Annotated in this window: 11 protein-coding genes; 8 read left to right on the forward strand and 3 right to left on the reverse strand. The window is 64.7% G+C overall.

All coding sequences use genetic code 11. The annotated features are described in order from the left end of the window. Positions 1-63: 63 nt before the first annotated feature. The gene (locus AB7F41_RS01615; protein ID WP_428406418.1) at positions 64-621 is read right to left on the reverse strand and encodes a hypothetical protein; all 558 of its coding nucleotides are present in this window, start codon (positions 619-621) and stop codon (positions 64-66) included. Between the two features lie 373 nt (positions 622-994). Between AB7F41_RS01615 and rpmG the strand changes: the two genes are divergently transcribed. The 6 genes from rpmG to AB7F41_RS01645 all read left to right on the forward strand — a co-directional run bounded on the left by rpmG (position 995) and on the right by AB7F41_RS01645 (position 6,844). After that, positions 995-1,162 (forward strand): 50S ribosomal protein L33, encoded by a 168-nt coding sequence (gene rpmG / locus AB7F41_RS01620; RefSeq protein WP_036286758.1) that lies wholly within the window; start codon positions 995-997, stop codon positions 1,160-1,162. Between the two features lie 461 nt (positions 1,163-1,623). Further along, positions 1,624-2,037, forward strand: a complete 414-nt coding sequence (locus AB7F41_RS01625) for a hypothetical protein (RefSeq protein ID WP_428383047.1) — start codon at positions 1,624-1,626, stop codon at positions 2,035-2,037. Positions 2,038-2,044: 7 nt separating this feature from the next. Next, positions 2,045-2,791 carry a 3-deoxy-manno-octulosonate cytidylyltransferase gene (locus tag AB7F41_RS01630; RefSeq protein WP_428383045.1) on the forward strand — a complete coding sequence of 249 codons (747 nt, stop codon included), beginning with the start codon at positions 2,045-2,047 and terminating at the stop codon, positions 2,789-2,791. After that, the gene (locus AB7F41_RS01635; RefSeq protein ID WP_428383044.1) at positions 2,788-3,651 is read left to right on the forward strand and encodes a prephenate dehydratase; all 864 of its coding nucleotides are present in this window, start codon (positions 2,788-2,790) and stop codon (positions 3,649-3,651) included. Before AB7F41_RS01630 ends, AB7F41_RS01635 begins: the two co-directional genes overlap by 4 nt. Before the next feature lie 167 nt (positions 3,652-3,818). Then, positions 3,819-4,256 (forward strand): HIT family protein, encoded by a 438-nt coding sequence (locus AB7F41_RS01640; protein ID WP_428383096.1) that lies wholly within the window; start codon positions 3,819-3,821, stop codon positions 4,254-4,256. A 152-nt stretch (positions 4,257-4,408) separates the two neighbouring features. Beyond that, positions 4,409-6,844: a multicopper oxidase domain-containing protein gene (locus tag AB7F41_RS01645; protein WP_428383042.1), complete on the forward strand. Its 2,436-nt coding sequence runs from the start codon at positions 4,409-4,411 to the stop codon at positions 6,842-6,844. Here AB7F41_RS01645 and AB7F41_RS01650 read toward each other — a convergent pair. Beyond that, complete coding sequence (locus tag AB7F41_RS01650) at positions 6,841-8,304, reverse strand: DEAD/DEAH box helicase (protein WP_428383040.1); 1,464 nt, start codon at positions 8,302-8,304, stop codon at positions 6,841-6,843. The two genes, AB7F41_RS01645 and AB7F41_RS01650, sit on opposite strands and share 4 nt — an antisense overlap. Positions 8,305-8,543: 239 nt before the next feature. Further along, positions 8,544-8,894 carry a hypothetical protein gene (locus AB7F41_RS01655; protein ID WP_428383038.1) on the reverse strand — a complete coding sequence of 117 codons (351 nt, stop codon included), beginning with the start codon at positions 8,892-8,894 and terminating at the stop codon, positions 8,544-8,546. 300 nt (positions 8,895-9,194) lie between these two features. Here AB7F41_RS01655 and clpS point away from each other — a divergent pair, with 300 nt between their 5' ends. Next, positions 9,195-9,560: an ATP-dependent Clp protease adapter ClpS gene (gene clpS / locus AB7F41_RS01660; RefSeq protein ID WP_428383036.1), complete on the forward strand. Its 366-nt coding sequence runs from the start codon at positions 9,195-9,197 to the stop codon at positions 9,558-9,560. Between the two features lie 9 nt (positions 9,561-9,569). Further along, a complete protein-coding gene (gene clpA / locus AB7F41_RS01665) occupies positions 9,570-12,008 on the forward strand; it encodes an ATP-dependent Clp protease ATP-binding subunit ClpA (protein ID WP_428383035.1) in 2,439 nt (812 codons plus the stop codon). The last annotated feature ends 10 nt before the right edge of the window (positions 12,009-12,018 follow it).

The raw sequence follows: 12,018 nt of genomic DNA on the forward strand, positions 1-12,018 counted from the left end.
CGCGGCGTCGCGCGGCGGCGCCGCGCCCGCGCCCAGCGCCGGCGCTGCGGCGGGAGTGTCTGTTTAGGTAGGCGGCGCCAATCGCTCGGGGAAGGGCGCCGCCGCGACCGGCGCCTCCGCGACCCTCGCCTCGCGCAAGGCCGTCGCGTCGGCGGCGTCCGGCGCAGGCGCCGCGGGCTGAGCTGGCTTGGCGCTGGCCATAGGCGCCGCGGCAAGCGCAATTGCGTCGATCTGCGCCGCCCGGGAGTCCGGCGCCGGGACCGCGGGCTGCGCAGGCGCGCTCGGCGCATCCGGCTGGCGCAGCGCCGTCACGTCGGCGCGTTGCTGAGGCGCGCCGCTCAGCGCGAGATGTGCGACGAAGCCGCCGCCCCCCAGCAGGATGATCGCGGCGAGGACGTAAAACCACATCGGCGCTCTGGATTGCGCCGCGGCGCAGGCGGCGCGCCATTCCCCAGCGATATTGCTGGAAACATTCCTCATCCAGCGCGTCGTGCGCGTGTTGCGGAAGGGTTTCTCCAAGCTTTCGAGCTCGCGCAGCAGCCGCCGCTTCTCCTGCAGTATCCGCTTTTCGAAGTCCTCCAACTCCGCGACTTTACGTCGTTTCTCGAGTGTTACGCTCATACTACTCACTCCAAGCGCGCTCGCGTGAAGGCGCAGAAAGCAGTTCTTCACGTCGATACGTTCAGGCTCTGCGCTTAACTCGCGCGCGCCGTCGGCTCCTCTAGGAGATATTTCTCCCCGCCGCAGTATTGCCGCGCCATTAGCCGCGAGTCCCTCCGGCGCGGCGTGGCTCCTCTTTGCGATTAACCAACAAAATTATGGCTGATCTTTGCCGTTTCCTCTTGACGGCTGGCGAATCGTCCTTGCGCCGCGCTGGCGTCCCGGCCGCCTTCTTGACATCGCCCGCGCCGCACGTATGTTGCCGGCCAATTCGCTCCCGGCGCGCTTCAGCGGGCCGGGACGATTTCTTTTCTCTGACCAACTGGAACGCGCGATGGCCAAGTCCGCCATGATCAAGATCAAGCTCCTGTCCACGGCGGATACGGGCTATTTCTATGTGACGAAGAAGAACGCGCGCACGAAGACCGAGAAGCTCGTTTTCAAGAAATATGATCCCGTTGCGCGCAAGCACGTGGAATTCAAGGAAACGAAGATCAAGTAACGCGCGCCGCAGAAAAGGCGCGCGCGGCCGAAGCATTCGTCACTCTCGCCGGTCTCGCCAAAAGGAGCGATCGCCGCAGGCGCGCTTCGGGAATTTTTTTGGCTGGAGACGCGCCCGCTTCGGGGGAAGGCGGCCGACTGACGATGGCTTCAAGGAGGCCACTCCAACCACCGCCAGTCGGCCAACCCCACGGACCCAGGAGATGCGGCGGACCTGAGCACTCCGCAGGGTATTCAAAGTTGTGCCGAATACGCATCGAACGCTTACGCGCGCCATGGGTCTTCTTCCAGGCCCTTCGACGCCGCCAGACGCGCAACTCATTTGGCGCAGTCACGTTACTCCGGCTGCACAAAATTGCAACTATCTGATATGAATTTTCACAGACGGGGAGTCGTGCGGCGCCTGCGCGCCAACGTAACGAACAATATCGCGCCGCGATGAACGTGGCGCCGGAGGAGTAGATGGCATCTGGATTCCGCTTTGTTCTCGGGCTCGTGGCCGGCGTCTCGGTCGCTTTGACGCTTTCCGCTTGCGGCGAACATATGCCCGGCGACGCCACGGGCGCGAAGGTCTTGCGCAATCTTCTGGAGAAGAACGGCGTCGACGCCAAACTCGTCTCCTTCAAGAAGGTGCAGGGCCGCGAAGTGAAGCGTCAGGACGTCGACGCGTATGAATTGATGTATGAGGCGGAAATTCAGTTTCCCGAGGGCTTCGAAGCGAATTGCGCCGATGAGCGCGAACGTGGAAAATGCGCCTATCTGGGCCTCGGCGGCGATCGGACATTCGCCAAGGCCGAAGTGCACACGAGCGAAGGCACGCTGCATTTCGTGAAGAGCGAAAAAGGCTGGATGGCCGAGGACAACAACGCCTACTGACGCCTTCGTGCGGGCGCTCGCGCCGATCATCGTCATTCCGGCGCGCCTCGGCTCGACGCGCCTGCCCGGCAAGGCGCTGGCCGACATCGACGGCCGGCCGCTGGTGGTTCGCGTCTGGGAACGCGCATGCGCCGCCGCGCTCGGACCAGTCGTGGTGGCGACCGACTCCGCCGAAATCGCCCATGCCGTAGACGCCGCGGGCGGCCGAACGGCGCTGACCAGCGGCGCTCACGTCTGCGGCAGCGACCGCATCGGCGAAGCGCTGCGAACGCTCGACCCGCAGGGCGTCCACGGCGCGGTCGTCAATCTGCAGGGCGACCAGCCCTATCTTCCCGACGGCGCGCTCCAGGCGGCGCTTGAGCTTCTCGACGATTCCGCCGTCGACGTCGGCACCCTCGCCTGTCCCGCGAGCGCCGCGGAGGCGAACGATCCTAACGCCGTCAAGCTTGTCGCGGCGTCGCTTGCGCCGCGGCGAGTCCGGGCGCTTTACTTCACCCGAGCGCCGGCCCCTCATGGCGACGGGCCGCGCCTGAAGCATCTCGGCGTCTACGCCTTTCGCCGCGCGGCGCTGGAGCGCTTCGCGTCGCTTCCGCCCTCCCCGCTCGAACGGCGCGAACGGCTCGAGCAGCTGCGCGCGCTTGAGGCCGGCATGCGCATCGACGCCGCGCTGCTGGACAAAGGCGCCCCATCGGTGGATACGGAACGCGATCTGGCCGCGCTGCGCGCCGCGGCGCGCGAAAAGGATGCAGAGTGACGCAATATATCGCTTACCAGGGCGAGCCTGGCGCGAATTCGGACCTCGTCTGCCGGCAGGCCTATCCGCATCTGACGCCGCTCCCCTGCGCCAGCTTCGAGGACGCCTTTGCGAGCGTGACCGAAGGACGCGCCACGCTCGGCATGATCCCGATCGAAAATTCGATCGCCGGGCGCGTGGCGGACATTCATCATTTCCTGCCGCATTCCGGACTGCATATCGTCGGCGAACACTTCTTGCCGATCCAATTTCACCTGATGGCGCCGAGAGGCGCGACGCGACAGGGACTGAAGAGCGTCTACAGCCATGTCCATGCGCTCGGCCAGTGCCGCCGCGCCATTCGCCAGTTCGGACTCGAAGCGCATACCGCCGGCGATACGGCGGGCGCGGCGCGCGAAGTCGCCGAATGGGGCGATCGCGCCAAGGCGGCGATCGCGCCGCGCCTGGCCGCCGAGATCTACGATCTCGACGTGCTGGCCGAAAACATCGAGGACGAATCGCACAACACGACGCGTTTCGTGGTGTTGTCGAAAACCAGGCAATGGGCCGCGCCGAACACCGGCCCGACCATCACCACCTTCATCTTTCGCGTGCGCAACGTGCCGGCGGCGCTCTACAAGGCGCTCGGCGGCTTCGCCACCAACGGCGTCAACATGACAAAACTCGAAAGCTACATGGTGGACGGCGAATTCGCCGCGACCCGCTTTCTCGCCGACGCCGACGGCCATCCCGAGCAGCCGGCGATGGCGCGCGCGCTTGAAGAACTGCAGTTCTTCTCGAAGGAAGTGGAGATCCTGGGCGTCTATCCCTCGAGCGACTTCCGCATCACAAATATCCGCGCCTTCGCCTTTGGGGATTGACAGGCCGCAGAGGCAATTGCTTTCCTTGCCGGCCTTCTTCAGCGCGAACGGAACCATCGCCGCCCAGCGACGATCCGTTTGCGCCATGGGCGGCGTCACTCGAGGCGCATGCCGCACGTCGGAACGGCCAAACGATACTCATGAGCGAACGCTCGAAGGGAACAGCCATGGCCGTCGCCGCCTATGACCCAAACAACATTTTCGGCAAGATTTTGCGCGGCGAAATCCCCGCGCATAAGGTCTATGAGGACGACGTCGCGCTTGCGTTCATGGACATCATGCCCCGCGCCGAAGGCCATGTTCTGGTGATCCCGAAGGAGGGCGCGCGCGGTCTGCTCGACGTCTCGCCGGAAACGCTCGGCGAGTTGATGAAGCGCGTGCAGCATGTCGCCAAAGCGATCGAAAAGGCGTTCGTCGCCGACGGCCTCACGCTGCATCAATTCAACGAAAGCGCCGGCGGACAGGTGATCTATCACCTGCACTTTCACGTGCTGCCGCGCTGGGACGGCGTCGCCCTGCGTCCGCCGGGCACCATGGCGGACGACGTCAAGCTCGCCGAACAGGCGGAAAAAATTCGCGACGTGATGGAGCCGTTCGCCGCGTAACGTCGTTATAGAGTCGTTGGGACGGACGATCCGAAGCGTACGAGGCCGGCTTTGCCGGCGTAGTAGGCGCCGCTGAATTTTACGGCGCCTGGAAGCGTACATTTGCGTTTGTTTATTAATAACAATGTCGTCGCACGAATTTGGAGGCGCGCATGATCTGTTTTGCACTTCGTCGCTTTAAGGCGTTGACCTCCGCCCTCGTGGCCGTTTCCGCCATTTTCGCCGCGCCGCTCTATGGCACGACTCGTTCCCAGCAGCCCGCCGCCCAACTTGCCGACGGCTCAAGCCTTGTAACCCTCTCCGCCGAAGTCGCGGATGTCGACGTTCCCGGCAAAGGCCTGATCAAGGGACTTTACGTCTACAGACTGCGCGGGCCGGGCATGTCGTCAGGCGCGCCGGCGGCGCTGATGCCGCCCGTGATCGCGGCGGCGCGCGGCCGCACGCTGACCATAGATTTCTTCACCAAGCTCCCCGAAGAGACCAATCTTCACACGCATGGCTTGTCGATCACGCCAAGAGGCGTCGGTTTCGGCGAAAGCGGGTCGCGTCCGCTGTACGGCGACTGCATTCTCGTGAATGGAGAGGCGCGCAACGCGCCGCCCTCCCCGAACGAACTCGCGAAGGTCGATCCTTGCAAGCCGCAGACGGAAGCTCCCGCTTCCGTCAAGGAGGCGCAACCCGTTCGCTACCGCGACGTCATTCCGCCGCATCATCCCTCGGGACTCTTCTGGTTTCATCCGCATGTGCATGGCGTGGCCGAAAAGCAGGTTCTCGCCGGCCTGTCGGGCCTGCTGACGATCGGCGACATATGGGACTACGCCTATTTCGAATGTTGGGCCGGCGACGGCCTGCCCCCGTCAGGCGCCGCGGCATGCGACTCGCTCGCGGCGCAGCGTCGCGAACGCGCGCTCGAACAGGCGGCCGACATTCGTTTTATCGGCCTCAAGGATCTTCAGATCGATCAGGACGACACAGGCGGCTGGGCGCTGCATGATCCGTTGGACTATCAGAAGGACCGTTGCGGCGGCGTGACCTGGGACCCGGCTGCGCCGCAGGACCTCCAGCGCAAGGCGCAACTCGTTCTGGCGCCGGGCGGGACCGGCGCGCCGGGCGGCTGCTGGACCGATCCGAAGCGCCAGTGGATGTTCACCGTCTCCGGCGAAGTCTACCCAACGCTCACCGCTCCGCCCGGCTCCGTGCAGATCTGGCGCGTCGCCAATATGAGCGCCGACGTCACCTATCGTCTGCGCGTCGAGACCAAGGACAAGGACGCGCCGCTCTGCCCCGGCTCGCGTGCCGGGATGAGCGAGACGGCGCAACATCATTGTCTGGCGCTGGCGGAATTGTCGCGCGATGGCGTCCCGCTCGATTCCGGCGGCGCAAGCGGCCAGAGCACGCTGGAGCTCACCCTGATGCCGAGCGCGCGCGCCGAGGTTTACGTGCCGCGTTGCACGGGCGCTCAGAGCGCCGTTTCGGCGAAAGACGGCTGCCTCGCAACCGATCGCCAGATCGAAGCAAAACTTGTGACCGCAGGGGTCGCCGTCGGCGATTCCATCGACGCGGCCGATATCTGGCCGCCGGTCGAGCTTGCGCGCGTCATCGCCGAACCCGGGGATTTGTCGCGGCTGACGGCGATCGCCGGCCGCGCCCCGGCAAAAGCCGCGGCATGGTTGCATAGCGCTGGCTACGGCCCGGCGGATCTGGCGCCCGCGCCGACCGAGTCCGGCGGCGCGCCGGCGATGCGCGAAGACGGGCCGGCGCCTCAATTGGGCGGCGGCGTCGCACAGAACTGCGACCCCGCCCACACGCATTATTCGGTGGAGGCGCGCGATTTCTCCAAATACGGCGCTGTCGTGCGTCTCGTGCGTTTCAACAACTCCGACCAGTTCACGGACGGCGACGAGCGCTTCGGTCTTCACGTCGAGAATTTCCGCCTTCATGACGGGATGACCGGCAAGCCCATTCACATTTCGGAACTGCTCGACAGGACCGCCGGAAGCCGCAAGCTTGCGCGCGTCAATCTGCGCGACGACTGTCAGACCAAGGCGGTCGAGGACGCCTCAGGAAAGACGTTCGCGTTCTACTATCCGCGTTTCCCGATGTCGCACGATTCCCAGCCTGACCCGATCGGCGCGCCGCTGGTTCATTCCTGGCGATCAGACCGGCCGGAATATTGGCTGCTCGTCAACGACAGTCACGAATGTCACAATTTTCACATTCACCAGACAAAATTCGAGGTGGCGGCGAGCGATGTCGTGCGCGGCGAGACGGGAGAGTCGCAGGATCAGTGTCTGGGCGACCGCGATCCCAAAAAGCTCGCGAGTCGCACGGCGCTTCATGACAATTTTCCGCTGCCGCCCGGCGCGCGCATCCTGCTGCGCATCGCCTTCGGACCGGATCAGCTGGGGCGTTTCGTCTTCCACTGCCATATCCTCGAACATGAGGACAAAGGCATGATGACCCTGCTGCAGGTGGAAGAACGCGGTTCACGCGACGCGACGCGCGCCGCGGCGACATCTTCAGCGTCCGGGGCGTCCGCTGCGCGCGGGGCCGCGCGCAGGAACTGGCCGCAGGTCCGCCGGCGTTAGTCCTCGACCTTAGCCGGCCTGAGCGCCACCGGGCGCAGCAGGAAGGACGGCACATGGTCGCCCAGCCCGATGACGGGCGGCCCGTCGTCCTCGTGACGGCGCGGCCGGCGCTCGCGACGCTCGGCGGCCGGCGCCGCATAGGCTGGAGCGCGGAAGCTTTCCCCGTCGGCCTTGGCGCGGCTGTGGCGCGGCCGGCCCATGCTGACCGGCGCTTCCCGTTCTGCCCGTTCTGCGGGCGCAGCCGGGCGGCGGCCGCGCTCGCGGCGCGATGGGCGTTCGGCGCGCTCGCCGCGGCGGTCCTGCGGGCGGCTCGTCTCCATCGGCGGCGGCAGGGCGTCGAAGCCCGGCCCCTCCCAGTCGATCGCCTTGCCGATGAGGCTTTGAATCTGGTCGACATATTTCATGTCGTCTTCGGTGACGATCGTCATCGCCACGCCCGAGCGGCCGGCGCGGCCGGTGCGGCCGATCCGGTGCACGTAATCTTCGCTATGCGTCGGCACGTCGAAGTTGAACACATGGCTCACGTCAGGAATGTCGAGGCCGCGGGCCGCCACATCCGAACATACGAGGAGCGACACTTCGCCGTTTTTGAACCCGTCGAGCGAGGCCATTCGCGCGAGCTGATCCATGTCGCCATGCAGCGCGCCGGCGGAAAAGCCGTGCTTGACGAGCGATCGATGCAGGATGGCGACGTCACGCTTGCGATTGCAAAAAATGATCGCGTTCTTGAGGTTCTCGGCCCCGCGAATGAGATTGCGCAACGTCTCGCGCTTGTCGGCGTGGCCGCGAGAGGCGACGAGCGCCTGCCGGATCGTCGACGCCGTCGTCGCGGCGCGCGACACTTCGCAGCGAACCGGATTATGCAGAAAGGCTTCGGTGAGCCGGGTGATCTCCGGCGGCATCGTCGCCGAGAAGAACAGAGTTTGCCGCGTGAACGGCACCAGCTTGCAGACGCGCTCGATGTCCGGAATGAAGCCCATGTCGAGCATGCGGTCCGCCTCGTCGATCACCAGAATCTCGATGCCGGTGAGCAGCAGCTTGCCGCGATCGAAAAAGTCGAGCAGACGGCCCGGGGTGGCGATCAGCACGTCCGCCCCGCGCATGATCTTGGCTTCCTGATCGCCGAAGGACACGCCGCCGATCAGCAGCGCGACGTTGAGCCGATGATTCTTGCCGTATTTTGCGAAACTTTCTTCGACCTGCGCCGCAAGTTCTCGCGTCGGCTCGAGAATTAGCGTTCTTGGCATTCGGGCGCGAGCGCGGCCGCTTTCGAGACGGCTCAGCATCGGCAATGTGAAGGCGGCTGTCTTGCCGGTGCCCGTTTGGGCGATGCCGAGAATGTCGCGCCCCTGCAGGGCGGGCGGAATGGCTTGCGCCTGTATCGGCGTCGGGGTCGTGTAGCCGGACGCTTGGACGGCTGCGAGAACCTTTTGGGAAAGGCTCAGTTCATCGAATGTCATCAATTATCCTGAATTACGGCTCGCATGTGCGGAAAGCCCGCTTGCGCGCCGGCCGCAAAGAAGCGCGCATGGATGTTGAGAGAAATCGCCGTCGCCGCCGCGACGACTATCCGGCCCGCCGACGGTCCGCCGCAAAGAAGCGCGGGCGATAGCCACGGGAATGCTTTACGGGCAATCGTCGGATTGTCAATAAATATATGCGGATCAGACCGCTTGCGCGAGGGTTTCGCGCGAAAAAACTAATGATCGGCAATTTCGCCGGCGTCGCCGCAAGGCGTTAGCGCCCTGCCTTTCTTGCGCCGGTCGGGCACCGAGCCTGTCGCCAGGCGGTCGACGCCGCGTCGATCTTTAGGCGCCGGCGCCTCGACATGCGGCGCCGAAATCGCCATGTCGCGCAGATCGGCCTCGACGCCGCGAGAAGCGCTCGCCGGCGCCGGCGCGCCGGAAGGCTCGAACATGTTGGACAGGAGTTTCGCGCCAAGCACGCTGCACAACCAAGCGGCGACTGACAGCGCCGCGAGACTCCATGTGCCTGCCGGCAGGCCGACGCGACGCTGGCGTGAAGGTTTATGCTCGTCAATCTGACGCACGATGAGCCTGAAGGTTGGCGGGACGCACGCTAGCCCTGCAAATGTAAATTTTCGATTGACCGCGCCCGCGCGCGAACCGCCGCGACGGCGCGCCGCGCGCCCCCTCGCCAAGCCCCTGCCAATCCTCTTGCCAATCCTCTTGCCAAGCCGCGACGAAAGCTCAAAACTGACGATGTTCTTGATTTCCCTCATCATGGAAGTGGCCCAGATTCTGCGAGGCGACCCTAAAAGAACCTCTGTGCCGACCTACATGGAAAGGACCGAAAGGGTGAGGACGTGGCGGCCGAGGAATTAGCTCTTTTGTCGGAGAATGGTTGGCGTGCGCCGCGGGCGGCCAAAGAGCCGCGCAAGGGGGGCGACGTCGGTCCCGGCGCCGGCACCGCGCTGGTCACCCGAACGCGCCCTCAGACGCGCAAGCCCAACATGTACCGCGTGCTGTTGTTGAACGACGATTACACGACCCAGGAGTTCGTGGTGATCGTGCTGCGCAAATATTTCAACAAATCGGTGGAGGAAGCCACCCGCATCATGCTCCATGTACATAATCACGGCGTCGGCGAATGCGGCGTCTACACTTACGAGGTCGCAGAGACCAAAGTCACCCAGGTCATGGATTTTGCAAGGAAGCATCAGCATCCTCTGCAATGCATCATGGAAAAGAAATAGGACGAGCGCATGCCGACCTTCTCGCGCAATCTGAAGCAGACTCTCGACCGCGCGCTCGCGTCCGCCCGCGAGCGCCACCATGAATATGCGACGCTCGAACACTTGCTGCTGAGCCTCATCGAGGATGTCGACGCCTCGGCCGTGCTGCGCGCCTGCTCCGTCGATCTCGACGTTCTGGCGAAGAATCTGCGCGACTACATCGATCGCGAGCTCGACAATCTCGTCAATGAAGACGCCGATGAATGCAAGCCCACGGCGGGCTTTCAGAGGGTCGTGCAGCGGGCGATCATCAGCGTTCAATCGTCCGGTCGGGAAGACGTCAGCGGCGCGAACGTTCTCGTCGCCCTGTTCGCCGAGCGCGAAAGCCATGCCGTCTATTTCCTGCAGGAGCAGGACATGACGCGCTATGACGCCGTCAATTTCATCAGCCACGGCATCGCCAAGCGCCCTGGCCTGTCCGACGCGAGCCGGACTCCGCGCGGCGTTGAGGACGACGGCGAGCGCGCCGACGGCCGCGAGGGGCGCGACGGCGAGAGCCGCAAGAAGGAAGGCGCGCTCGAAGCCTATTGCGTCAACCTCAACAAAAAGGCGCGCGACGGCCGGATCGACCCGCTGATCGGCCGCGAGCCGGAAGTGCTGCGCACGATCCAGGTTCTGTGCCGCCGGCAGAAGAACAATCCGCTGCTCGTCGGCGATCCGGGCGTCGGCAAGACGGCGATCGCCGAAGGCCTCGCCCGAAAGATCGTGTCGAGCGACGTGCCGGACGTGCTCTCGGGCGCGACGGTCTTCGCGCTCGACATGGGCGCGCTCCTCGCCGGAACGCGCTATCGCGGCGATTTCGAAGAGCGGCTGAAGCAGGTCGTGAAGGAAATCGAAAATCACAAGAACGCGATTCTCTTCATCGACGAGATCCACACGGTGATCGGCGCCGGCGCCACCTCGGGCGGCGCCATGGACGCGTCGAATCTTTTGAAACCGGCGCTGGCGCAGGGCGTTCTGCGCTGCATCGGCTCAACGACCTATAAGGAATATCGGCAGTATTTCGAGAAGGATCGCGCCCTCGTTCGCCGCTTCCAGAAGATCGACGTCAACGAGCCTTCGATCCCCGACGCCATCGAAATCATGAAGGGCCTCAAGCCCTATTTCGAAGAGTTTCACAAGATCCGCTACACCAATGACGCCTTGAAGGCGGCGGTGGAGCTCTCGGCGCGCTACATTCATGACCGCAAGCTGCCGGACAAGGCGATCGACGTGATCGACGAAACCGGCGCGGCGCAGATGCTGATCGCCGAGAACAAGCGCAAGAAGACGATCGGGCTCAAGGAAATCGAATCGACGATCGCCACGATGGCGCGCGTGCCGCCGAAGACGGTCTCCAAGGACGACGCCGAAGTTCTCGCGCATCTCGACGAGACGCTGCGGCGCGTCGTTTACGGGCAGGACAAGGCGATCTCGGCGCTCACTTCGGCGATCAAGCTCGCGCGGGCCGGCCTGCGCGATCAGGAGAAGCCGATCGGCTGCTATCTGTTCTCCGGCCCGACCGGAGTCGGCAAGACGGAAGCCGCGCGCCAGCTCGCGACCTCGCTCGGCATCGAGCTCGTGCGTTTCGACATGTCGGAATATATGGAGCGCCACACGGTCAGCCGGCTGATCGGCGCGCCGCCCGGCTATGTCGGCTTCGACCAGGGCGGCCTGCTGACGGACGCGATCGACCAGCATCCGCATTGCGTGCTGCTGCTCGACGAAATCGAGAAGGCGCATCCCGATCTCTACAATATCCTGCTGCAGGTGATGGATCACGGGAAGCTGACCGACCACAACGGCAAGACGATCGACTTCCGCAACGTCATTCTCATCATGACGACCAACGCCGGCGCGCAGGATCTGGCCCGCACGCCGATCGGCTTCACGCGCAGCCGTCGGGATCTCGACGACAGCGAGGCGATCAATCGCCTCTTCGCGCCGGAGTTCCGCAATCGTCTCGACGCCATCGTGCCGTTCGGCCATCTGCCGGTCGACGTCATCAAGCGCGTCGTCGACAAATTCGTGATGCAGCTCGAGGCGCAGCTCGCCGACCGCAACGTCACGATCGAACTCACCGACGAAGCGCGCGACTGGCTTGTCGAACATGGCTATGACGAAGCCATGGGCGCGCGGCCGATGTCGCGCGTCATTCACCAGCACATCAAGACGCCGCTCGCCGACGAAGTGCTGTTCGGCCGCCTGAAGAACGGCGGCGCCGTGCGCGTCGTCGTGGTCGGCGACGACAAGGGAACGAAGTCGCTGGGCTTCGTCTTCCCTGAAGGACCGGTGCTGCCGCGGCCTGAGCGCGACATCATCGAGGCCGGCAAGAAGCGGGCTGCGGAAGAGGCCGGAACTGGCGGCGACGAAACGCTGCGCGAGGCTGACGCAGCGCGCGACGAGCGTCCGGCGCCGTTGAAGAGTTAGACGCCCAACC

The organism is Methylocystis sp., from assembly GCF_050251305.1.
GTDB lineage: Bacteria > Pseudomonadota > Alphaproteobacteria > Rhizobiales > Beijerinckiaceae > Methylocystis.